This is a genomic window from Devosia nitrariae, assembly GCF_030160115.1.
GTDB lineage: Bacteria > Pseudomonadota > Alphaproteobacteria > Rhizobiales > Devosiaceae > Devosia > Devosia nitrariae.
On the sequence record NZ_BSNS01000005.1, the window covers coordinates 1 to 21436 of the forward strand.

Below are 21436 nucleotides of genomic sequence, written 5' to 3' on the forward strand. Positions count from 1 at the left end.
TCATCAAGCTCGCAAGCATCATGCTGTGGCTCAAATAGCTAAATTGTCACTACAACCTAGCGCGTTTTCATCCAAAGTGGGTGCCACTTTTGCGGTTCGAAACGTGGCATGAGAGCATGAAAGAGCTATTTCAGCGAATGGTGGCGATTGGATATTACCAATAACGGGTATATATTGGTAATTCGCAGCATGAGGTTCATATGCCCCGGAATACATCTATTTCGCTCGGGGATCACTTCGCGGCCTTCATTGAAAGCCAAGTGCAATCCGGCCGTTATGGTTCGGCCAGCGACGTTATGCGCGCCGGCCTCCGGCTTCTGGAAGAGCACGAAGCCAAGGCAAAAGCCCTTCAAGACGCGTTAGTAGTGGGTGAGGAATCTGGCGAGCCCCGACCTTTCGATAACAAGGCGTTCAAGGCCCGGATGCGGGCCGAGCATGGCTACTGAAAGCCCTTACAAGCTTTCCCCCGCCCCCGAAAGCGACCTATCTGAAATCTGGCGCTACACCGCCCGGAAATGGTCGCGAGAGCAGGCCGACAGCTACCATGACCAGTTTGCCGCGTTCGAGGGACTGGCCGCAGGCATCAAGAAGGGGCCGCACCGTGAACGTACGGCCCGGTTATCTCAAATATCTGGTGGGCTCGCATCTGATCTTCTATCGAGAGCGCGATGACCAAATTGTGGTTGTCCGCATTCTGCATAGCCGGATGGACGTTAATCGGCATTTGTAGAAGCGGTCCGCACCTAAGTATCTGCAGTCGGCCGCGCAATCCTTCGTCCGCGTCACAAAAAACGGGCGCCGAGGCGCCCGCCGTACAATTCAGTTCAGGGCTTATCGTCCGCCCCAGCGCTCCGGATAGCCCGGCATCTCCTCGCAGCCGCACATCGCGTAGTGCAGGGGCGGCATTCCTTCGTTGATGTACTGGTCGAGATTGTCCGCGGTGATCGCCGGTTGCGGCAGGACCCATTCCGGCCCGGGCACTTCCTCACCCTCGAGGATGCGAACGGCCGCGATGATGGGCGTGCGCCACTGATAGGTCGGATAGGTCGGCGCGATGGCGGTGAGGCCCAGTTCCTGCCACTTCTGCAGAAAGTCCTGCTGGTCCTCGCCCACGAACACCGGGACCTCGAGGCCGCTGTCCTCGAACGCCTCGATCGCGGCGACCGCTGTCGCACCGGCGTCCATCCATACCGCGTCGATCTGGCCGCGCGCGATATAGTCCTCGACGATCGACTTGGTCTTGGCGTTGTCGCCGTCGGTGAACTCGGCGCCGGCGATGTTGATGCCGGCTTCCTCGAAGATGCGCCGCCCTGCCGAATAGCGGGTCTCCAGCACGTCGACGCCAGGCAGGATGCGCAGCATCAGCACATTGGCGCCTGCCTCGACGTTCTCGGCCACGAACTCGGCGCCCTGGATGCCGAAGCCGTAGCCGCCGACCGGATGGATAAAGGTGACGGGGCAGTCGGTGTTGACGCCGCGGTCGAAGACGATCACCGGAAGCTGCTCGCAGGCCCGTTCCACCGCCGGCGTCAGTGCCGCCGTGGTGTTCGGCGAGACAATCAGGATGTCGCAATTGCCGCCTGCCAGCAGGTCACTGATATCGGCGATCTGCTTGTCGTCGGACCCTTCGGCATCGACATGGACGAGCTCGGCGATCTCGGGATGCAGCTCGACCTCGGCCTGCATGTTGTTCCAGCCGACCACCCGCCAGGGGTTGTTGACGCCGGCATTGGAGAAGCAGACCGTATAGGGCCCCTCCTTTGCATGTTGTGCCGTATCGGCCATCGTATCCTCGAGATACTGTTCCCATGGCATGCCTTCCGGTCCCATGGGCGTCATCGCCAGCTGCTCGCGCTGCTTGGCGAATTCTTCCGGATCATCGAAATTCTGGGCCCAGGCGCCTGGGGCGGCGAGCATGGCCAGCGCCGCGGCGCAGGCGATCAGACGTTTCATTTCTCTCTCCCTTTTTGACCTTCAAGTCGTTCTATCCGCACGTCATCACGCGCGAATTCAGTGGACGGCATGCCGGCGCCGGTACATGGCGTAGGCAACCGCCGAAATCAGGATCAGGCCCTGCACGACCTCGCGCACCGGCTGCGGCAGGCCGACGAAGTTCAAGAGGGTGAATATGGCCGTCAGCGTCAGGGCGCCCGCGATCGTCGCCGACACCGAACCGCGCCCGCCCAAAAGCTGCGCCCCGCCCAGCACCGCTGCCGTGATCGCCTGCAGTTCGAACCCGCGCCCGACATCGGTCGAGACGCCGGCGAACCCGCCGAGCAGGATGCCGGCCGTCACCGCCGTCAGCGAGGAGATAACGAAGGCGCTGACGCGCACGCGCATCAGCGGCACGCCCGCCAGCACTGCGGCGCGGGGATTGTCGCCGACTGCATGGACGAGCCGGCCGTAATTGGTCCGGTGCATGAGCCACCACAACAGGCATACGACGACCGCCAGCACGATCAGCGAGATAGGCAGGATATTGATCAGCGGCAGGTCGGTGATGTTGGCGCGGCCGAAATAGCGGAAGCTCTCGGGCAGGTAGCCGCGCGGCGCGCCGCCAGACCACATCAGCGCTAACCCGCTGAGCGTAATCATCATGCCGAGGGTCGCGATCAGCGACGGGACCTTGAGGATCGAAACGACGAGCCCATTGGTGAGCCCGATGGCGAGCCCCATCGCATACATCAGCAGGATCACCCACCAGGTGGCGTCCGGATTGTTGTTGAGCAGCATCGACGAGCCGATCACCGTCAGGGTGATGGTCGAGCCGACCGAGAGATCGAAGCCGCCGGAGACGATCACATAGATCTGCCCGGCCGCGAGAATCGCGAGCGGCGCGGCGCGCTTCAGGAAATTCATGTAGCCGACCGGCTGCACGAAGTTCGGGTTATAGACGATGATCGCGACGATCAGCGCGGCGAGCACGAACCAGATCGGATTGATCCGGGGGAGGCGCCGCCGCGCGCGCACCGCATTCAGGTCCTGGGTCTCGCTGCTCATGCGGCCATCCTCTGCGAGCGCACCGCATAAAAGCCGACGGCGGCGATGATGATGACCCCGCGCAGCACCTGCTTGGCGAAGGCGTCGACGCCTACGATGTTGAAGAGGGAATCGATGAGCGCGAAGATGAGGACGCCGGCGATGGTGCCCCAGATACCGCCGCGCCCGCCGGCAAGCACCGTGCCGCCGATGACGACGACAGCGATTGATTCGAGGTCGTACATGCCGTCGCGCCCGATCCACGGCGCGCCCGAGCCGAGGCGGCTAGCAAGGTAGAGCCCCGCCGTTGCCGCGCAGAGCGATGAGATCACATGCGCCGCGATCACAACTCGCGCCGTCTTGATGCCGGCAAAGCGCGCCGCCTCTCTGTTGCCGCCCACCGAATAGATGTTGGCGCCAAAGCGGGTGAAGCGCAGCACGAACCATGAAAGGAGCGCCAGGAGGCCGATGAAGATCAGGCTGACCGGCAGGCCGAATGCGATGCCATAGGCAAAAAACTGAAAATCCTTCGGCACCGAGCCGGCGAAATTGGAAACGAAGGCCGAGAGGCACCCCTGGATAATGAGCGCCATGCCGAGCGTGGCGATCAGCGGATTGACCTCGAGCTTGGTCACCACCAGCCCGTTGGCGAGGCCGACGATCGCCCCCAGCACCAGCACCGCCGCGATGGCCGGCACGATCATCGCCGGCTCCCCGCCCATCACCACCGAGGCGAGCACCGCCGAGGCCGAGATGAGGGCGGCGACGGAGAGGTCGATGGAGGCAACCAGGATGACGAAGGTTTGGCCGATGGCGGTGATCGCCAGCGCGATCGAACGGTTGAAGACGCCAACGAGGTTCTCGAGGCTCAGATACCGGGCCTGGCCGGAGGCAATGACGACGCCGATATAGATGGCGACCGCACCCAAAAGGATCACCGCCGGGGCGATGGTCTCGAAGCGGATGCGCGACCGGCGCGTGGCAAGCATGGCGTCGCTCATGCCGCCGCCTCCGTGTGCCCGGTGGCATCGGCCATCACCGTCGCCTCGCCGACGCCACGGCGGTGCTCGGCAACGATCCGCCCCTCGCGCATAACGAGGATCCTGTCGGAAACGCCCAGCACCTCGGGCAGGTCCGAGGAGATCATCATGATCGCAGCGCCCCCGCGCGCCAGCTCGCGCATGAGGTTGTAGATGCCGGCCTTGGCGTTGACGTCGACGCCGCGTGTCGGCTCGATGAAGATCAGCACTTTCGGTGCCAGCGACAGCCAACGTGCTACCACAACCTTCTGCTGGTTGCCGCCGGAGAGGAACTGGATCTCCTGCCTGTAATCGGCCGCCCGTACCTCCATCTGGCCGAACAGCTCTTCCATCCGCTGCGCGCTCAGCCGGCCCGAGCCGCCGTGCCCGGCGAGGAGGCGCGCGAAGGCGCGCGCGCTGACCATGCCGTTGTCGGTCACTGACTGCATCAGCAACAGCCCCTCGGCCTTGCGGTCGCCCGGCACCAGCGTCAGGCCAGCGCGAATTGCGTCGCGCGGGCTCTGGAAACGCACCTCCTTGCCCTCGAGTATCATCGCGCCGCGCGTGAACGGCTCGATGCCGAACAGCGCCCGCCCGAGCGCCGTGCGCCCCGCTCCCTGGATGCCGGCGAACCCGGCGATCTCGCCGGCCTTGAGCTCGAGGTCGATGGAAAAGAGTTTGTCATTGCCGCCGCCGCGGACGGTCAGGATCGCCTCGCCGATCTCCTCGGCCCCGGCCGCCGGCGGGTAGAAATCCCTCAGCTCCCGCCCGACCATGGCGTTGATGATCAGCGACGCCTCCGGCACATGGTCGAACTCGGCGGCGACCCTCCCGTCCTTGAGGACGGTGACGGCATCGGCGAGCCGGTCCACCTCGCGCATGCGGTGGGTGATGTAGATGACGGCGGTGCCACGGGCCTTGAGCCGCTCGATGATCCCGAACAGCACCTCGCACTCGTTCTCGTCGAGGGCGGCGGTCGGCTCGTCCATCACCACCACGCGGGCCTCGAGCGACACCGCCTTGGCGATCTCCACCATCTGCTGCTGGGCAACGCCGAGCTCAGAAATAACGCTGCCAGGATCGATGCCGTGGTCGGCCCCGAAGAGCGACAGCGACTCCTGCGTTTCGCGCCACATCCGGGCTCGGTCGAGCATGCCGCGCCGCACCGGTTCGCGGCCGAGGAAGATATTGTCGGCGACCGTTCGGTCGGGCAGCAGCGAGAACTCCTGGTAGATCACCGAAATGCCGGCCGCGAGCGACTCCACAGGATGGGCGAAGTGCACCTCCTTGGCGCCGAGGAGGATAGTGCCTTCGTCCGCCTGATAGACGCCACTGAGGATCTTGATCAGCGTCGACTTGCCGGCGCCGTTCTCGCCGACCAGCGCCCGCACCTCGCCCCGCCGGCAATGGAAGCTGACGCGGTCGAGCGCCTTGACGCCCGGAAAGCTCTTGGAGACGTCGTGCATCTCGAGCACCGGCGGACCCTGAGGGTTCTCCGGCGGAACCGCGCTCATGCCGCTGCCTCCTTTGCCGCCTCGGCCCAACCCTCGCGCATGAACTTCAGTCCCTCGCGGAACAGCGTTTCGTGGTCGGGAAACAGTGGCCGCCACACCCGTGTCGCTGCCGCGATCGCCGGGAGACCGGCGCCGAACGCCTCCAGCACCACCCAGCCGTCGAACCCCGTCTTGCGCGCCGCCTGGAACACCTGCCTGAAGTCGATATGGCCCTTCCCGGGAATGCCGCGGTCGTTCTCCGAGATGTGCAGGACCCCCATGCCGTCGCCCAGCGTCTCGATGGCGCGGGCCTGGTCCCGCTCCTCGATATTGGCATGGAAGGTATCGTACATGATCTTGAAGGCGGGATGGCCAACGAGGTCGACGTACTTGCGCGACTGCTCCATGGTGTTGAGGAAATGGGTCTCGAAGCGGTTGAGCGGCTCGAGGCTGAGGATCATGCCGTGCCGTGCGGCGCGCTCAGCCATGCGCCGATGCGCCTCCGCCCCGCGCGCCCATTCCTCGGCCGTCGGCCCCGTGCCGGTGAAATGGCCGATCGGCGCGTGGAACGGCCCGCCGACGCTTTCGGCGCTGAGCGCCACGGCACAATCGAGCGCCCAGTCGAGATGCTTTATGCCGCGGCTGCGGGTCCCGGCATCGGCACTTGTCGGATCAGCGTCGGGCGACGGGATGATCGAGGTGGTCGTGCGCCGTAGTTCCAGCCGGTCGAGCTCGCGGGCAAGCCAGGCGTAATGGTCGGGATCGCCGCGCAGCACGCAGACCTCGACGCCGTCATAGCCGGCAGCCCGGATCCGCTCGATGGCGCCCAAATGCGCGTCCTCGACGAAATCGGTCAGGCATAAGAGATTGATGCCGAAAGGCATCCGCATTCCTCCCCGTCGGCGTGTCGGCAGGATTGTTAGGTTTACGGTCAATCCAGATCCTACGGCGGATTTCGAACAGGCATTCCGTGCCGCGTCGCTCTGCGATTTTCTTGACCGCCGCTCCTGCCTTCGCGCGTCCTCCACCCTGCATTCATTGACTTTTATGCGGCCAGCGACTTACGCTCCGCGTGCCGTGCAGTTACCGGATCATTGAAGATCGAGCGGCGCTTGGCGTTCACTTGGATACGGTGGTAAATTTTGAACATGCTCGATGTGCCCATGTCCACCGATGCCGAGCGCCGGCGCGCGCTGTCGCGCCCGGCCGTCTTCCGCGAACCCGGCGCCCTCCTCTATGCGGGCAATTGCAGCGACCTGTTCGACGCATCCCTTGCCGGCAAGGTCACGCTCAACGCCTGGACACGGCGCAGCTATCCCGGCCGCGACCTTGGCGAGGCACTGCCGCAGGTGCTTTCGGTGGGCGGCTGGGACGCGGTGGCGCCTCAGGACTGGGGGCTGAAACTCCACTGCAATGAAGGGGTCAAGATCGCCTATCTCAAGCGCGGTTCGCTGACCCTGACCCTCGACGGGCAGAAGCACGAACTGCAGGCCGGCGACATGTTCGTCGTGCGGCCCTGGCAACTCCACGCCTTCGGCGATCCGCATGTGGTTGCGAGCCACATCATCTGGGTGCTGTTCGACGTCGGAGTGCGGCGGCCGCACGAGCAGTGGTACTGGCCCGACTGGCTCGCCTGGTCGGATCGCGACCGCCAGCGCTTGACCCTGCTGCTGTCGCGCAACGAACAGCCCTCCTATCGGGCCGGCCGCGACGTGGCGCGCAGCTTTTCTGAGATCGACGAGATCGTTTCGACCGGAGACATCGAGGGCGAGGAGACCCGGCTGCGCCTCACCATCTCGATGATGCTGTTGAGCTTCATGAACCAGCTCAAAACGCAGGGCACCGGGCTCGACGCGGCGCTGACCAGCTCGCTGCGCACCGTCCGCATTTTCATTGCCCGCCTGGAGCACGCGCTCGACGAGGACTGGACGCTGGAGAACATGGCGGCCGAATGCAGCCTGTCGCGCACGCAGTTCTCGCAGCACTGCCTGGCGATCACCAACATGACCCCGGTACGCTACCTGCAGTCGATCCGCCTCGAAGCCGCCAAGCGCAAGCTCGCTTCGCGCAGCGGCACCGTCACCGAGATCGCCCATGAATGCGGGTTCTCATCGAGCCAGTATTTCGCCACCTGCTACAAGCGCCGCTTCGGCATCGCGCCGATGGAGACGGCGCACCAGCCGTACACCGCGGTGGCCTGAGGGTTTCTCACCTCGAGCGACGAGTGCCAATGGGCGCCTGTCATTTGCTCCCGAGGCGCAATCCCTGCCGGCTTCGGCAGCCTTCCGAACCTTCGACCAAGGTTGCGGCCTACTTCGACCTGCCCGAAGCCACAATGGCTGGCATCGGCAGGCGAACCACACCATCTTCTGCGTACTCCGATAGCCGGTCGCGAATCTCTTGCTCGATCCGTCGACGCGGCTCAAGCGCCTGGGCGCGCAATACCATCGTCATGCGTACGGTCCCCTGTTCGAGGAACCCGATGACCTCGTCAATCGGACATTCGAGAACCGACGTGATGTCGACGAAGGCAACGTCCTCGAAGCCGGCATCGCGCATGACGCGGACACTTTCCATGCGGTTGGCCAGGCGGAAGGGCGGCGGCGCTTCCGGCAACCCGACATCGGGCGTACCGTGCGTCCGCACGGCAGCCGGGATGATCCGGAACAGCGGCGAGACCTCCGGACCGCACCAGGTGGTGAAGGCGTAGCGGCCTCCGGGCTTCAGGACGCGCGCGGCCTCCATGATCGCCCGGTCCGGATCGGGCAGGTGGTAGAGCCCGAAATTGCAGACGACGCGGTCGAAGGAGGCATCCGGGAAGGATAGTGCTTCAGCGTCGCCGATCTGGAATTCCGCAGCCAGCCCTTTCGCACCGGCCTCGACGACCATGGCCTCGCAGATGTCTGTGCCGATCACCGAGGCTCCGAGAGCTGCGGCCGCGGCGGCGACAAGCCCCGTGCCGCAGCAAGCATCGAGCACACGCTGACCCGGCGCTTTGCAGCGGCGAGAAGCGGTGCGATGCCGGGATTGGTGATGCGGGCGGTGTATTCGTCATAGCCTGCGGCGCGTTCGGTCCAGCCTAGCTGTTCGAGAGATTTGAATGTCGGCTGCATTTTCAGGGCCATCCCCCGGTCGAATTCACGAACCGACACTCGACGCCGCGGCGCCTTGAATGAAACTGACGACAACACGCACATGCTCATCGGAGTGGCTCAGATGCGGCGCATGGCCAGCCTCGGCGTATGTATGTCTTTCTGCCTGTGCAAGAGCACCGGCGATCCGGTCGACAACCACCGGAAAGAAGGGAGGGCTCTGCCCTCCGACGGTCAGTAGCGCGGGAGCAGAGAATTTCCTCAGGCGACCGAGATCGATCTCCAACGCTTCGGAGTCGCGGACTTCGTCCAGCCATGTCGGCGCGTTGAGAACGAAGGTGTCTCGCGTTGCCTGAGAAAGAGTTTCCCATGCTCCGGGGCCGAACGCCACGGTCTCTACAAACTGGCGGGCACCCCCAACGAAATCACCCGCCTTGAGCAACTCGGCAACAGCCGCGATGCGTTCCTGGACCGCGGACAGCATGGACTGAGCGTTCGGGTCGTCCTTGAGGAGACCGAAGAGCGGCGGTTCATGCACGATCAGGCTGCGGAACAATTCCGGCCGTTCTCCAGCTAGGCGAAGAACGATCGAAGCGCCGAAGGAATTTCCGATGACGTGTGCCGGGAAATGATCGAGATGCACGACGAGCGCAGCCAGATCGGCGACGTCCTCTCGGATGCTGCCCTGGCCTTCAGGGCGTTCGCTGCCGCTGTGCCCGCGCCGGTCGTAAGTGAGAACCCGGAACGAGCGAGATAGTGCGGGCACGACGGGCGCCCAGTTGTGATGGTCTCCCCACGACCCGTGCACCAGCACAATCGGGTCTCCGATGTTTCCATTCAGCTGCCAATTGAGCTGGACGCCATTGATCGGAGTCGTCGGCATGGCAATTTCCTCCCTGACAATTGGGCCCTGTCGCGTGAGGTGCGCCACCAGGTCGTCATGAGCCTTGAACAAACGCAATCAGGGGCGTGGTGACGGCGGGAAGAGTTTTGGATGCGCCTCGAGCACAAGCCACCTGCCTTCCATTTTTCTCATGACCTGCACGACATGCCCCGGCATTACCGTGTTGTTTTTCGTGCGGATTTCCAGGCTGCCCTGCCATAGCGCCAGATCGGTCGCCAGCATCCGTACGCTTCCATGCCCCTGACTGACGGTGCGCCCGCGAATGGACCGTGAAGGAGTTGGTCGAAAGCCGCTTCGATCTCAGCCCGGCCTTGCTGCCGGTCGCCCATCGCGCCCACACGGACCCCTTCCTCGGCGAAGAATGAGGCCGCCAGCTTCGCATCGGCCTTGTTCCAGGCGGTGGAGAATGCCTCTATTTCCGCGACGATCGCGTCTTCCTCGGCTGTCATCGTGCCCTCCCCTGTGGCATCCAAGCCGACGGGCTCTTTCAGCGGGGTTGATTAGGCGCATTGCCGGCCGAGAAGAGTTTTCAGACCGATTCTTGGAGGTCGCGCGTGGTCAACAAGATGGCTAGACTATCGTGGGGACCAGGAATGGTGGAATGACCGAAACGTCCGATTTCCTGACCGAAAAGCCCGGTATCGGCGAAGCCGTACCGGGACCGAGCGGCACCGATGTCCTCTCCGAAATCCTCAGGGTCTTCCGCGTGACCGGCGCAGCGCTTCTCAGAGCGGAGTTCAGTGCGCCATGGGGATGCGACAACCCGCCAGCCAGCGCTGTCGCCAGCCTTCTTCATCCCGGCGCGACGCGACTGATCATCTTCCACATCGTCGCGGAGGGTACCTGCTGGATAGAGGTGGATGGCGAGGAGCGCCGTGTGCTGCACGAGGGTGACATCGTGGGCCTTCCGCACGGGCATGCCCATCGCATGGGCAGCGGCGAGGTCGAACTGGTCCCCATCGCGTCCCTGTTTCCGCCGGCACCCTGGGCGGAGCTTCCAGTTCTGATCCATGGCGGCGATGGCGCGCCAACCCGCATCGTCTGCATCTACCTGCACTGCGACCTGCTCCTGTTCGGCCCCTTTCTTGCCAGCCTTCCCACGCTGCTGGTCGTCAGGCGTGAGGAGGGTCCGTCGGGACAGTGGTTCGACGCGAACATGCGCTACCTCGTCGCCGAAGCGGTCCGGGGCCGCCCCGGAGCTTCCTGCTTGATGGCGCGGCTCACCGAACTGCTGTTCATCGAGATTCTGCGTCGCTACATGGCGCAGTTGCGCGCCGAGGATGTCGGCTGGCTCGCGGCGCTGAACGATCGGTATGCCTGCCGTGCCCTCAACGCGTTTCACAGCAGACCCGCCGAATCCTGGACGGTTGAGATGCTCGCCCGTGAGGCTGGCCTGTCGCGCTCAGCACTGGTTCGCCGCTTTCACCGCCTGCTCTCCATGTCGCCCATTCGCTACGTGGCGACATGGCGCCTCCACCTGGCTGCCCAGGCAGTGCGGGATGGCAGCGAGACCATCGCCACGATTGCCGAACAGGCCGGGTTCGGTTCGGAGGAGGCTTTCAGCAGGGCCTTCAAGCGCTGTTTCGGCTCCTCCCCCTCGGCTTGGCGGCGATCACGAACTCGAGTTGCATGAACTCGGGCCTGCTCGTTTCGCGCTATGGCTCTCCCACGCCTGTGGCGTCGTATGGCCTTCCTCTTCCGGGGCCATAACGAGACAGGGCAGTTGGCCCGAAGGATCAGATCGCCTTGTTGCAAACACTCAGGGGATCAAATCGAGCGACCGCTTAAGCGCCTTCACGTTGCCTCTGCCTTCAACAACGTCCTGGCGTCGCGCAGAAACGTCCTTGCGGCGCTGAGATCGCCGGCTTGCACGCGCGCCATTGGCACCGCGCTCGTACCGGTCGTGCGCAAAATACTGAACATAGCGACCGAATGATCGAGCAGTTCAACTGAGAGCCGCGGAGTCGTGCGCTATCTCGGCAAGGGCAGCCGGTGGCTCCGCCCCTCCAGGCGGCGCACGTTCGCCTCCGTTGGCAGAAATCCCGATTGTTTTGTCATTTCCGCCCCTCTCCATCGAGTGCAAGATCCGATGCGGCGCCCATTCGCCTGGACAGGCGGGGGCGAGCGCGCATCCGTTTCGTCTGGCTGCAACAGGGATGCCCGATCGCTTCAAGGGGAGAGGGAGCAATGAAACCGTTAGATGACCATGCGCCGCCGGCGCAACCTGCAGCCCCGATCGCGGCCGGCGGCGAAGCCGGATGGCGTTCGCTGCAATGGTGGCCAACTGTGGTGGCCATCGCCTTTGCCGCTTTCGTGGCGCTGGATCTCTTCCGTGGCGAAGAGCACGGCGGCGAGCTGGCCTCAATCGTCGCCGCATCCGGGCTGGTCTATCTTGCCGCCGCCGCACTCGAGCGACCCCGGTTCGCCTGGCCGGTGTTCATCGGGTCAGTTGTCGTCATAACGGCAGCCAAGCTGGGGCTCGTCGGCATGGATGCGACATGGATACTCCTCGGCCTGGCAGCATTGTTCCTTGGCTATGGCTTGCTGCGCGGGGCGGCCCGTTCAGCCGACGGCTTGCCATTGCAGACGATTGCAATGGTGGGTTTTGGGGCAGTTGCCGTTGTTGCCCTCTATTTGAACGAGGTGGCGGGCGCCTATCTCGTGGCAGCAGGGCTGTTCGCGCATGCGGCGTGGGACGTCTATCACCATCGAGCCAACAAGGTCGTCGCGCGTTCGTTGGCCGAGTTCTGCTGCGTGTTGGACGTGCTGCTCGCAGCCGCCATCGTGGTCACAACTGTGGGAGCCTGACCTGGAGCCAGGCGTGGGTGTCACGGTCCTGTCTATGCGCGGACCATCGCACTACACCAGCTTGCGCAACGCCGCGATGATCTGCGTTGCGCGCTGGTCTTCGCGGCCCATCATCCAGTTGGTGACATAGCCGAAGCCCAATCGGCGCTCCGGATCGGCAAAGCCGACCTGCCCACCCGCGCCGTCGTGCCCGAATGAGCGCTCGGAGAGCAGCAGCCGTGCGTCGGAGCCGAGTTGGAAGCCATAACCCCAGCGCGAATAGGGTGGGTCGCCGCCGAACACGGAGATGCCGGTGCTCTGCGTCTGCGTCGCCTCCACGATCACCTTGTCGTCGATCAGCCGGATGCCGCGTGTCGGCGTCACCGTCGCCGACCAGATGACGGCCAGGGCTTCGGCCGTTGCCACGCCCCCTGCCCCCGGAATCTCGGCGGCACGGATCCGCTCGCTATTGAAGCCGCCATCGTCCGTCACCAAGGCGTCGGGCAGCGCGCGCCCGAGGGTCATGGCCCTGTGCGGCCAGTTCGGTGCCGGCTTGCCGGCTTCCTCCGCCCAGAGGGCCGCCAGCGGCGAGCTGACCTGCAAATGGGCGGTGCTTTCCGACACGCTTTCCGGCAGGCCGATCCAGGCGTCGACACCGAGGGGCGCGGTGACGAGTTCGCGGAAATAGGCGCCGACCGACTTGCTGGTGACGCGGCGGATAATCTCGCCCACCAGCCAACCATGGGTCAGAGCATGGTAAGCGTAGCCGCTGCCCAGCGGCCAGAGCGGCTCCTGCGTGGCGAGCACCGCGGCCATTCGATCCCAGTCGACCAGGTCGTCCTCGCTGAGGTCCGCCCGCGGCGCAGAAAGGCCCGCCTGATGCGCCAGCGCCTGCCCGACCGTCACCCTCCCCTTGCCCGCCTGCGCGAACTCGGGCCAATAGTGCGCAACGGGCGCATCATAATCGAGGCGCCCCTCCGCAACGAGCCGTGCCGCCAGGATCGAGACCAGCCCTTTGGTGCAGGAAAAGACGACCGTTGGCGTCTGCCGCGTCCAGGCCCGGCCGGAGCGTTCGTCCGCAATGCCGGCCCAGAGGTCGACGACGCTGCGCCCCTCGACCAGCACGTGCAGCGCCGCGCCCATGGTGGGCCTGTCGGCAAAGCCTTGCGCAAAGGCTTCCGCAACAGGCTCGAACCCCGGCTCTACGGTCCCGGATACCTCGATGCTCATGTCTACTCCCCCTGTAGCTGGACGGGCCTGCGATGAGGCTTCCCAGCATTCCCGTCGCTGTGTCAACCGGCCTGCCGTCACTGATGCTGAAAGCTCGAATTATCCACTTGCCCGCGCGACCAACTGCTCCGCAGTCTCCTCAAGAGCACCTGCATCCGCAACATCGACGATCGGGATGCCATGGGCCCTGGCAGCCTCGACGCTTTCCGTGCTGTCCCGCAGGGAACGGGCAATGAATTTGTCGATGAGCAGCTTCTGGCGGTCGTCCTTGGACGCATAGCCGCTTTCCTGTCTCATCCGCTCGGCCAGGAAAGCCTGGTCGGCATAAAGGCACACCGCCGCCACGCCCTTGTGGTTGAGGGTCGCGATGCTTTCCGGCCGCAGCGCCGAACCCTCGAAGACAAAGCCACCTCCGGCGGTCACCTGTGCTGCGATCTCCCGCACCAGCAAGGGCCACATGTTGGTGTGATGCACACGCAGGAACCAGTAGATCGTCTCGTCGGTGAGGGCCTCGTAGTATTCCTCGACGGGCGCAGGGATGCTCGGCCACGGTCGGCCCGGATGCCTGCCCATCTTATCGGTGGACGTGACCCGCCAGCCGAGAGCTGCACCGACTCGTTGAGCAAGCGTCGATTTCCCGCAATGTGACGTTCCGGCGATCAGAAGCCCTTGCATGAGCCTATTCTCCTTGCTTGCGTGAGACGGACGCCTCTTCATGTGGCGAGGTTGGACGTCGGGCCAGCAACGTGGCGGTTAAGCTTCGCCTCGGCTCGAGCTGTGCAGCGACGATGGCTGCTCCACCAGGCTGACCCCAATGGACGCAGCAATCGTAGAAAGGCGGTCGCGCGCCAGCACGTATTGATCCGCCTCGAGGTGCTCGAGCATGAGCGGTACATCGCCCGGCAGCTTTTCGAGCTCGGTCAGGTATGTCCGGTAGTCGAGGACGCCGTCGCCGATCGTCACCTCGTCGAGATGCAGCGCTGCCCGGTCATAAAGGAGGATGTCCTTGGCGTGGCAGGAGACGATATGGGGGCCGAGCTTGGCAAAGCACTCGCGGATCAGCGTGCCCGTGTCGAAATAGGTGCGCGGCGTCATCACCAGATTGACCGGGTCGAGATGGGCCGCAAAAGCCGGCCGGTCGATTGCCTCGATCAGCTCCAGATAAACATCAACGCTATCGGGCAAGGCATATTGCATCATCTCGAGGGCAAACCTGGCCCGGCGAGGCTTCACCGTATCGATGATGACCCGTGCGGTCTCGACCGCGGCATCGAACGCGTCCTGGCTGAGGTTCTGGGGGTGCGGGGCATAGTCGGTCCCGGCCTCGAACGATCCGATATAGCTTACCGCGCAACGCACGCCGATCGTGTCGGCGAGCGCGAGCTTTTCGCAGGCGTAGTCGAGATTGCGCCTGCGTACCGCCTCCTCCGGCGTCACCAGATTGCGCCAGATACCCACCTCGGCCAACACCACGTCGACATCGGCGAATGCCAGTTCGATGGCCCGCTGTCGGTCGGTGTCGCCGATCTCGCAGGGCGGGCAATAGGCGGCGCGGTAGCCGAAGTCGACATGGGCGCGCGCGAATGCCTGCGGGTCCTCATGGCCAATGGGAAGCCCGTGTCCGCCGAGCCGGATCATGATGTTCTCCCTCTGTGGAAAGAGCTCGTCTCCGGTTTGCGGCAGGCCCGAACACTTCGTCTTGAGCATAACCGTCTGAGCGTCGTCTACAACCTGCTCGCAGGCGGTTTGATTTCTGAAATCCATTTGACTTAAGAAATAGGCAGTGCAACGCTGTGCTTATCGAGGGGGCACGGCATGAACTTGCGTGGCACCAATCAGGAGAAGGCCCGGCCGTACAACCGGCGCATCGTCCTCGAGTGCATCCGCAATCACGGCCCCTCCACTCGCAGCGCCATTGCCGAGCGGGTGGGGCTCACCGTGCAAACGGTTTCCACCATCGTTCGCGAGTTGGAGGAGCAGGGCTACCTGCTTCCGGTGCGCGGAGAACCCAAGAGCCGCGGCTATCCGCCGACCACTCTGCATATCAATCCCGATGGCGGATTTGCCATCGGCGTCAGCGTCACCCCGCTCGGGGTCGATGCCGCCCTGATGAACCTTGCCGGCGATATCATCGGCAGTGCGTCGCGCCCCTCGCCGCAGCCGAGCCCGTCGGCCGCCATGGCGCTGATCGAAGAGCTCTGCGCAGAGATGCGGGCGCTGCGTCCGAGCGTGCGCATTCTCGGCGTCGGCATGGCCATGCCGGGCCCCTTCGAGGTCGAAGGTATCAGCTTTGTCGGCTCGACCACGCTCAATGGCTGGTCGGGGGTGCCGGTCCGCGCCCGCCTCGAAGAAGTATCGAGGCTTCCCGCCTTCATTGCCGTCGATACCGTTGCGGCGGCGATCGGCGTGCGGCTTTATGGCGAGGGCGCGGAATTTTCCCAGTTCTATTACCTGCACTTCGGCGTCGGCCTCGGCGGTACCATGATTGAGAATGGCGTACCGCTGCGTGGCGCCTGGGGCAATGCCGGCGAGATCGGGCATCTCCCGCTCGTTCCCGATGGCCGTCCCTGCCCTTGCGGCAATCGGGGGTGCCTCGAGCGCTACCTCTCGCTCGATGGCTTCGGCCAGCGCCCGGAGGGGCAGAGCGAGGCCGAATGGGTGGATGAGGTCACACCGATCTTCCATCGCGCCGTCACCACCATCGAGAACCTCTTCGATCCGCAGACCATCATCCTGGGCGGCATTGCCCCGGTCCATTTGCTCAAGCAGTTGGTCGATACGGCAAGTCACCTGCCCAACTCGGTTGCCCATCGCGGCGATCGCATCGCGCCCCGCGTCATCGCCGGCGGCGGCCCGCGATCGGTGCTGCGGGGCGCCGCGGCCCTCGCTGTCTCCGGTATTCTCTCGCCTCGCCACGAGCCGATCGTCTCCCTTGATCGCATGCGCAAGCGCGATCCGTTTTCGAACGGACTCTTTGCATGAACGAGCCCCTGCTTGTCCTCGACACCATCACCAAGAATTTCGGAGCCGTTCAGGCACTGAAAGGCGTATCGTTCTCAATCGCTAGGGGCGAGGTCATCGCGCTTCTGGGCGACAACGGGGCGGGCAAGTCGACCCTGGTCAAGATCATCTCGGGCGAGCTTGAGGCAACGTCAGGCCAAATGACCTTCGAAGGCCGTGACTTTGGGCCGCGCTCGCCGTCGGAGGCCAAGGCGGCCGGCATCGAGACGGTCTATCAGGACCTGTCGCTGTGCACCAATGTCGACGTGGTGGCCAATTTCTTCATGGGCCGCGAGATCACCCGGTCGGTGATGGGCCTGAAGATCCTCGACGAGGCGGCGATGGAGGAGCAGGTGGCAAAGGCCATGGCCAATGCCGGCACCCGCATTCCGTCGCTGCGCACCAAGGTCGAGCATCTGTCCGGCGGCCAGCGCCAGGCCATCGAGCTCAACCGCTTCGTGCATTGGGGCGGCAAGCTCGTGCTGCTCGACGAGCCCTTCGCGGCGCTCGGCGTCGAGCAGACCAAGCGCGGTCTCGAAATGATCCGCCAGGTCGCGGCGCGAGGCATCGGCGTCGTCATCATCACCCATATCATGCAGCAGGCCTTCCAGGTCGCCGACCGCATGGTGGTGATCCGCCAGGGCGTCGTCGCGGGCGATATGCCGACAAATCAAACCAACGCAGACGCAGTGATCGGCATGATCACAGGCGAAGCCCTTGCCGGGGCCGGACCGGCAACGGGCGCCTAGCCGATAACATCCGGCCACAAAGGAGAGACGAATGAGGGACTTGTTGAAATTCGGCATGGTTCTGCTGGCGGGCACGTCTGCCTTGTTGAACCCTGCCTATGCCCAGGAAAAGGGAACCGTCTATTACATGGTCCCCACCCTTCTCGATGAATTCCAGACCGGATCGGTCAGCGCCCTCGAGATGTTTCTCGAGCAGGTCGGCTATGACCTGACGACCCTCAACGCCGACAACAAGACCGATCTGCAGCAGTCGCAGATGAATGACGTCATCGCTCTGGCGCCGACCGCCATTATCTTGGCAGCCGTCGATTTCAACGCGCTGGCGCCGTCCGTCGATGCCGCCCGCGAAGCGGGTATTCCGGTCATCCAGTTCGACCGGCAGATCTCCTCTACCGTCTCCGATTTCACTTCGGTCGCAGGCACCATCGAAATCGGCTATGTGGCGGCAGAGGAAGTCGAGCGGCTGCTGACCGAGAAGAACGGCTCGGTTTCGGGGAAGGTCCTGCAGGTCCTCGGTGATCCGGGCGACCCCTATACGCTCGACATCCAGAAGGGCTTCGAAGAGCGCATGGCCGAGTTCCCGGAGATCGAGATCATCTCGCACCCGGCCATGATGTGGGAAGCGAGCAATGCCGGGACCATCGTTTCGGATCAACTGCTCGCCAATCCCGATATCGACATCATCTTCAGCCACGCCGCCCATCTTTCGGTGGCGGCAGTCGCGGCGCTCGAATCGGCCGGCAAGCAGCCGGGGGAGGTCTTTGTGATGAGCTCCAACGGCGCCCCGGTCGGGCTCGACCTCATCCGCGACGGCTGGATGCAGGTGGAGGTCGAGCAGCCGCTCTATGCCCAGGCGGCGGCGGTGGCCATGTTCATGGACAAGATCGTCGCCGAGGAGACCATCGAGCCGGGCGAATATGATGTGCTGGGCCTGCCCTCCGAGCTGACCATCGAAGAATGGGGGCCGACCATCAAGATCCCGGGCGCGGCCATCACTGCCGAAAACGTCGACAACCCCGCCTTCTGGGGCAATCTGCAGCCGCCAACGGAACCGATCACGCCGGTCGAATAAGGGCCTCCCTGCCCTGCGCCCCCCGGGCCTGCCCCGGGGGGCGCCTTTCCTTTTCCTCGTTGGGGATTTGCCATGTCGCCAAGGCAACGCCGTGTGCTCGAACTCGTGCTCGACAATCTTGTCTGGTTCATGCTGCTCGCCGTGCTGGCGATCTTCTCGGCCCTCATCCCCAATTACTTCCAGCCGGGGATCTTCGCCAATATCGTGGAGCAGTCCTCGGTACTGGGGGTGATGTCCATCGGCCTCGCGCTTGTGGTCATATCGGGCCACATCGATCTTTCCGTGGAATCGGTGGCGGCGCTGAGCGCCATGGTCATCGGCATCCTGTTCGCCTCGTCGGGCATCGGCTTAGGGCTCACGCTGACGCCGGGCTGGCTGGTGGTGCCGGTGTCGCTGCTCCTTGGCCTCTTGGTCGGTGGCGCCATCGGCGCGCTCAATGGCTTTCTCGTGGTCAAGGTCAAGATGAACGCCTTTATCGTCACCCTTGCCAGCTTCATCTGGGTGCGCGGCCTTGTGGTTGCGGTTTCGGGTGGGCGTTCGGCGCAGAACCTTGCCGACGAAGTCCGCTGGCTCGCCATCCAGCGCGTGCTGGGCATTCCGATTACCGCCTATATCGCCATCCTCTGTTTCATCGGTTTTTCCTTCATGATGGCCACGACGCGTTTTGGCCGACACCTGCTGCTGATCGGCGGCAACCAGGCCGCTGCTTTCCGCGCCGGCATCAAGGTCGACAAGGTGCTGATCATCGCCTTTGTCCTCGCCGGCAGTGTTGCTGCCCTGGCCGGTTGGCTGCTCGCCATCCGCACCTCCGGCGCCACCGCCAACCTCGGCGCCGGCATGCTGTTCAACGCCTTTGCCGCGGTGGTGATCGGCGGCGTCAGCCTCAAGGGCGGCGTAGGGTCCCTGCCCGGCGTCTATGCCGGGGTGCTGCTGTTGTCCTCGATCAACACCGCCATCAACCTGATGGGCCTGCCCGCCCACTACACCCAGGTCATCCACGGCCTGCTGGTGCTGGCGGCGGTCCTTCTGGATACGTTCAAACAGACGATCAGAAAGAGGCTCGCATGACCGGGCGCCTGGAAGGAAAGGTCGCGCTGGTGATTGGTGCCGCGCGCGGCATCGGCAAGGGTACGGTCCTGCGTTTTGCCGAGGAAGACGCCCGCCTGGTGATTGCCGATTGGGAGGCCGATGCCGGTCGCAAGACTGCCGACGAGCTTGGCGCGCCTTTCATAAAGACCGACATTTCCCGTTTCGCCGACGCGGAAGCGGCCGTCGCCATGGCCCTCGAGAGTTTCGGCCGGCTCGACATCATCGTGCAGAATGCCGGCATCTATCCCTGGCAACTGATCGAAGAGACGACCGCCGAAGACTGGGATCGCGTGATGGCGGTCAATCTGGGCGGCTGCTTCAACGCGGCCAAGGCAGCGCTTGCCCCCATGCGAGCACAGGGCACCGGTCGCATCCTTTTCACCTCGTCCATCACCGGCCCGCATGTCACCAGCCCCGGCCATGGCCACTATTCCGCGACCAAAGCCGGCATAAACGGCTTCATCCGCTCGGCAGCACTGGAGTTTTCCGCTTACGGCATAACGGTCAATGGGGTGGAGCCGGGCAATATCCTCACCGAAGCCATGCAGGAGCACCGCGGCCCCGACTTCATCGCCGACATGGAAAGCGCCATCCCCCTCGGCCGCCTCGGCAGCGCACGCGACGTCGCCAACGCGTTCCTGTTCCTGGCGTCGGACGAGGCCAGCTACATCACGGGCACCACGATCGTCGTCGACGGCGGCCAACTTCTTCCCGAGGGCAACGACTTCCGCATGGTGCCGGGCGTGGTGCAGTCGTAGACCCGGTGACGCGAATGTATGGTGCCTCTCTGCCTAAGCTACCCCACGCTCCAGACGCCACGCACTGAGCGCCGCCATGAGCGCAATCGCCGCGGAGGCCAGCATGACGAGCAGAAGCGCATAGCGGGCGTTGTCCAGCGTCAGGACCGCACCGGCAATCGACGACATCGTCGCCCCGCCCGCAACCGTGATCGCTGCGGCCAGGCCCGCGGCGCTCCCGGTGAGCCCGGGACGAACCGAGATCGCACCTGCGTTCGCGCTTGGTTGGGTCAGGCCATTGGAGAGGCCCACCAGCATGCACGGCCCGAACAGGGCCATGACATGATCGATGCCGGCAAGGTAAAGCATCAGGCCCAGCAGAAGGCCGACACAAGCAAGGATCCGGCCGGCAATGATCGTCGTGGTCAGGGCGAACCGGCTGGCGAAACGCCCGGACAGGAAACTGCCGAGCATGAAGCCCGCGGTGATCGAGCCCATATAGATGCCGAGCACCGCCGCGGACATTTCGAACGCGGCTCCGGCGACAAGAGGTGCTCCGGCCAGGAACGCAAAGTAGGCACCGACCGAAAAGGCCATGGTGATTGCATAGGCCCAGAACCGCCGCGATCCGAGCAATTCGGAATAGGCACGGAACTGCCCGACAATGGTGCTGGAAGGGTTTCGGTTCGTTTCGCGCAGATCGATCAGACAGAGGGCAGTAACGGCGATGCCGAAAATGGCGAGGAACCAGAAGCTGGCCCGCCAGCCGAACGCCTCGTCGAGCAGACCTCCAAAACTTGGGCCAAGCATGGGCGCCACCGCCCAGGCCATCGCCACATAGCCGATCCGGCTCGCGGCCTCACCCTTGCTGGTCGTGTCCCGAATGACCGCCAGCGACACCGCAAAGGTCGGCGCAATAACGGCCTGGATCATCCTGCTGGCAAGAAACGTCCAGATGTCAGGAGCAACGGCGCATCCAATGGTGGCGACCACGAAGATCGCGAGCCCCCAAATCACCACCGGACGCCTGCCGAACCGGTCCGACAGCGGCCCCATGACGATCTGCAGACCTGCCGATACGGCGGCATAGGCGGCGAGCGCCAGACCGGCAACGCCGTAGTCCACGCCGAAATCAGCGGCCATGTTGGTCAGCGACGGGAGAAAGATGTTGATGGGAAGGATAGCCAGCGCTGACAGCAGGATCAGTGTCGAGAGCCGTGGCGTGTGGAGGGACTGTGTCATGGCGATTGTCTCGGGCGTAGGAGGATTTTGGGCACAAAAAAGC

General features: G+C 64.3%; 22 protein-coding genes and 1 pseudogene. 10 read left to right on the top strand and 13 right to left on the bottom strand.

Features of this window, described 5'->3' with window-relative positions:
* Window positions 1–200: 200 nt before the first annotated feature.
* Window positions 201–446 (top strand): type II toxin-antitoxin system ParD family antitoxin, encoded by a 246-nt coding sequence (locus QQK18_RS04625; protein WP_284339122.1) that lies wholly within the window; start codon window positions 201–203, stop codon window positions 444–446.
* Window positions 436–730: pseudogene (locus QQK18_RS04630) on the top strand (type II toxin-antitoxin system RelE/ParE family toxin). The gene QQK18_RS04625 and the pseudogene QQK18_RS04630 overlap by 11 nt, the downstream one beginning before the upstream one ends.
* Before the next feature lie 101 nt (window positions 731–831).
* Here QQK18_RS04630 and QQK18_RS04635 read toward each other — a convergent pair.
* Genes QQK18_RS04635 through QQK18_RS04655 form a run of 5 tightly spaced genes read right to left on the bottom strand, consistent with a single transcriptional unit; the run spans window position 832 to window position 6375 of the window.
* Entirely contained in the window at window positions 832–1953 is a 1122-nt protein-coding gene (locus QQK18_RS04635) for a substrate-binding domain-containing protein (RefSeq protein WP_284339123.1), read from the bottom strand.
* A gap of 57 nt (window positions 1954–2010) precedes the next feature.
* The gene (locus QQK18_RS04640; protein WP_284339124.1) at window positions 2011–3000 is read right to left on the bottom strand and encodes an ABC transporter permease; all 990 of its coding nucleotides are present in this window, start codon (window positions 2998–3000) and stop codon (window positions 2011–2013) included.
* The gene (locus QQK18_RS04645; protein ID WP_284339125.1) at window positions 2997–3980 is read right to left on the bottom strand and encodes an ABC transporter permease; all 984 of its coding nucleotides are present in this window, start codon (window positions 3978–3980) and stop codon (window positions 2997–2999) included. Before QQK18_RS04645 ends, QQK18_RS04640 begins: the two co-directional genes overlap by 4 nt.
* Complete coding sequence (locus QQK18_RS04650) at window positions 3977–5512, bottom strand: sugar ABC transporter ATP-binding protein (RefSeq protein ID WP_284339126.1); 1536 nt, start codon at window positions 5510–5512, stop codon at window positions 3977–3979. Before QQK18_RS04650 ends, QQK18_RS04645 begins: the two co-directional genes overlap by 4 nt.
* A complete protein-coding gene (locus tag QQK18_RS04655) occupies window positions 5509–6375 on the bottom strand; it encodes a sugar phosphate isomerase/epimerase family protein (RefSeq protein WP_284339127.1) in 867 nt (288 codons plus the stop codon). Before QQK18_RS04655 ends, QQK18_RS04650 begins: the two co-directional genes overlap by 4 nt.
* A gap of 264 nt (window positions 6376–6639) precedes the next feature.
* Here QQK18_RS04655 and QQK18_RS04660 point away from each other — a divergent pair, with 264 nt between their 5' ends.
* A complete protein-coding gene (locus QQK18_RS04660; RefSeq protein WP_284339170.1) occupies window positions 6640–7692 on the top strand; it encodes an AraC family transcriptional regulator in 1053 nt (350 codons plus the stop codon).
* A gap of 109 nt (window positions 7693–7801) precedes the next feature.
* On the opposite strand, the gene QQK18_RS04665 is transcribed toward QQK18_RS04660, so the two are convergent.
* From QQK18_RS04665 to QQK18_RS04680, 4 genes are all read right to left on the bottom strand, one after another.
* On the bottom strand, window positions 7802–8470 hold the full coding sequence (locus QQK18_RS04665) for a class I SAM-dependent methyltransferase (RefSeq protein WP_284339129.1): 669 nt from the start codon (window positions 8468–8470) through the stop codon (window positions 7802–7804).
* Window positions 8404–8604 (bottom strand): hypothetical protein, encoded by a 201-nt coding sequence (locus QQK18_RS04670; RefSeq protein ID WP_284339172.1) that lies wholly within the window; start codon window positions 8602–8604, stop codon window positions 8404–8406. The genes QQK18_RS04665 and QQK18_RS04670 overlap by 67 nt, the downstream gene beginning before the upstream one ends.
* Before the next feature lie 25 nt (window positions 8605–8629).
* Window positions 8630–9544: an alpha/beta fold hydrolase gene (locus QQK18_RS04675; RefSeq protein WP_284339130.1), complete on the bottom strand. Its 915-nt coding sequence runs from the start codon at window positions 9542–9544 to the stop codon at window positions 8630–8632.
* Window positions 9545–9642: 98 nt separating this feature from the next.
* Complete coding sequence (locus QQK18_RS04680; protein ID WP_284339131.1) at window positions 9643–9936, bottom strand: SgcJ/EcaC family oxidoreductase; 294 nt, start codon at window positions 9934–9936, stop codon at window positions 9643–9645.
* Window positions 9937–10088: 152 nt separating this feature from the next.
* On the opposite strand from QQK18_RS04680, the gene QQK18_RS04685 reads away from it, so the two are divergent.
* Both QQK18_RS04685 and QQK18_RS04690 read left to right on the top strand, forming a co-directional pair.
* On the top strand, window positions 10089–11120 hold the full coding sequence (locus tag QQK18_RS04685; RefSeq protein ID WP_284339132.1) for an AraC family transcriptional regulator: 1032 nt from the start codon (window positions 10089–10091) through the stop codon (window positions 11118–11120).
* 554 nt (window positions 11121–11674) lie between these two features.
* Complete coding sequence (locus QQK18_RS04690; protein WP_284339133.1) at window positions 11675–12295, top strand: hypothetical protein; 621 nt, start codon at window positions 11675–11677, stop codon at window positions 12293–12295.
* A 51-nt stretch (window positions 12296–12346) separates the two neighbouring features.
* Here QQK18_RS04690 and QQK18_RS04695 read toward each other — a convergent pair whose 3' ends face one another.
* The 3 genes from QQK18_RS04695 to QQK18_RS04705 form a co-directional block, all read right to left on the bottom strand.
* Window positions 12347–13504, bottom strand: a complete 1158-nt coding sequence (locus QQK18_RS04695; RefSeq protein WP_284339134.1) for a serine hydrolase domain-containing protein — start codon at window positions 13502–13504, stop codon at window positions 12347–12349.
* 99 nt (window positions 13505–13603) lie between these two features.
* Window positions 13604–14179 (bottom strand): nucleoside/nucleotide kinase family protein, encoded by a 576-nt coding sequence (locus QQK18_RS04700; protein WP_284339135.1) that lies wholly within the window; start codon window positions 14177–14179, stop codon window positions 13604–13606.
* Between the two features lie 78 nt (window positions 14180–14257).
* Entirely contained in the window at window positions 14258–15211 is a 954-nt protein-coding gene (locus QQK18_RS04705; protein WP_284339136.1) for a sugar phosphate isomerase/epimerase family protein, read from the bottom strand.
* A 108-nt stretch (window positions 15212–15319) separates the two neighbouring features.
* Between QQK18_RS04705 and QQK18_RS04710 the strand changes: the two genes are divergently transcribed.
* The 5 genes from QQK18_RS04710 (at window position 15320) to QQK18_RS04730 (ending at window position 20172) form a co-directional block, all read left to right on the top strand.
* On the top strand, window positions 15320–16486 hold the full coding sequence (locus QQK18_RS04710) for an ROK family transcriptional regulator (RefSeq protein ID WP_284339137.1): 1167 nt from the start codon (window positions 15320–15322) through the stop codon (window positions 16484–16486).
* The gene (locus QQK18_RS04715) at window positions 16483–17253 is read left to right on the top strand and encodes an ATP-binding cassette domain-containing protein (RefSeq protein ID WP_284339138.1); all 771 of its coding nucleotides are present in this window, start codon (window positions 16483–16485) and stop codon (window positions 17251–17253) included. Before QQK18_RS04710 ends, QQK18_RS04715 begins: the two co-directional genes overlap by 4 nt.
* Before the next feature lie 31 nt (window positions 17254–17284).
* Window positions 17285–18325 (top strand): sugar ABC transporter substrate-binding protein, encoded by a 1041-nt coding sequence (locus tag QQK18_RS04720; protein WP_284339139.1) that lies wholly within the window; start codon window positions 17285–17287, stop codon window positions 18323–18325.
* Between the two features lie 72 nt (window positions 18326–18397).
* Window positions 18398–19393 carry an ABC transporter permease gene (locus tag QQK18_RS04725; protein ID WP_284339140.1) on the top strand — a complete coding sequence of 332 codons (996 nt, stop codon included), beginning with the start codon at window positions 18398–18400 and terminating at the stop codon, window positions 19391–19393.
* A complete protein-coding gene (locus tag QQK18_RS04730; protein WP_284339142.1) occupies window positions 19390–20172 on the top strand; it encodes an SDR family oxidoreductase in 783 nt (260 codons plus the stop codon). The genes QQK18_RS04725 and QQK18_RS04730 overlap by 4 nt, the downstream gene beginning before the upstream one ends.
* A 33-nt stretch (window positions 20173–20205) precedes the next feature.
* On the opposite strand, the gene QQK18_RS04735 is transcribed toward QQK18_RS04730, so the two are convergent.
* Window positions 20206–21393: an MFS transporter gene (locus QQK18_RS04735; protein ID WP_284339143.1), complete on the bottom strand. Its 1188-nt coding sequence runs from the start codon at window positions 21391–21393 to the stop codon at window positions 20206–20208.
* Between the last annotated feature and the right edge of the window lie 43 nt (window positions 21394–21436).

Coding starts and splice junctions, on each gene's coding strand:
- QQK18_RS04660 (WP_284339170.1), top strand. CDS start 6,640: ATGCTCGATGTGCCCATGTCCACCGATGCCGAGCGCCGGCGCGCGCTG.
- QQK18_RS04635 (WP_284339123.1), bottom strand. CDS start 1,953: ATGAAACGTCTGATCGCCTGCGCCGCGGCGCTGGCCATGCTCGCCGCC.
- QQK18_RS04720 (WP_284339139.1), top strand. CDS start 17,285: ATGAGGGACTTGTTGAAATTCGGCATGGTTCTGCTGGCGGGCACGTCT.
- QQK18_RS04655 (WP_284339127.1), bottom strand. CDS start 6,375: ATGCCTTTCGGCATCAATCTCTTATGCCTGACCGATTTCGTCGAGGAC.
- QQK18_RS04695 (WP_284339134.1), bottom strand. CDS start 13,504: ATGAGCATCGAGGTATCCGGGACCGTAGAGCCGGGGTTCGAGCCTGTT.
- QQK18_RS04705 (WP_284339136.1), bottom strand. CDS start 15,211: ATGCTCAAGACGAAGTGTTCGGGCCTGCCGCAAACCGGAGACGAGCTC.
- QQK18_RS04690 (WP_284339133.1), top strand. CDS start 11,675: ATGAAACCGTTAGATGACCATGCGCCGCCGGCGCAACCTGCAGCCCCG.
- QQK18_RS04670 (WP_284339172.1), bottom strand. CDS start 8,604: ATGCAGCCGACATTCAAATCTCTCGAACAGCTAGGCTGGACCGAACGC.
- QQK18_RS04645 (WP_284339125.1), bottom strand. CDS start 3,980: ATGAGCGACGCCATGCTTGCCACGCGCCGGTCGCGCATCCGCTTCGAG.
- QQK18_RS04730 (WP_284339142.1), top strand. CDS start 19,390: ATGACCGGGCGCCTGGAAGGAAAGGTCGCGCTGGTGATTGGTGCCGCG.
- QQK18_RS04685 (WP_284339132.1), top strand. CDS start 10,089: ATGACCGAAACGTCCGATTTCCTGACCGAAAAGCCCGGTATCGGCGAA.
- QQK18_RS04725 (WP_284339140.1), top strand. CDS start 18,398: ATGTCGCCAAGGCAACGCCGTGTGCTCGAACTCGTGCTCGACAATCTT.
- QQK18_RS04650 (WP_284339126.1), bottom strand. CDS start 5,512: ATGAGCGCGGTTCCGCCGGAGAACCCTCAGGGTCCGCCGGTGCTCGAG.
- QQK18_RS04680 (WP_284339131.1), bottom strand. CDS start 9,936: ATGACAGCCGAGGAAGACGCGATCGTCGCGGAAATAGAGGCATTCTCC.
- QQK18_RS04710 (WP_284339137.1), top strand. CDS start 15,320: ATGAACTTGCGTGGCACCAATCAGGAGAAGGCCCGGCCGTACAACCGG.
- QQK18_RS04700 (WP_284339135.1), bottom strand. CDS start 14,179: ATGCAAGGGCTTCTGATCGCCGGAACGTCACATTGCGGGAAATCGACG.
- QQK18_RS04640 (WP_284339124.1), bottom strand. CDS start 3,000: ATGAGCAGCGAGACCCAGGACCTGAATGCGGTGCGCGCGCGGCGGCGC.
- QQK18_RS04625 (WP_284339122.1), top strand. CDS start 201: ATGCCCCGGAATACATCTATTTCGCTCGGGGATCACTTCGCGGCCTTC.
- QQK18_RS04715 (WP_284339138.1), top strand. CDS start 16,483: ATGAACGAGCCCCTGCTTGTCCTCGACACCATCACCAAGAATTTCGGA.
- QQK18_RS04735 (WP_284339143.1), bottom strand. CDS start 21,393: ATGACACAGTCCCTCCACACGCCACGGCTCTCGACACTGATCCTGCTG.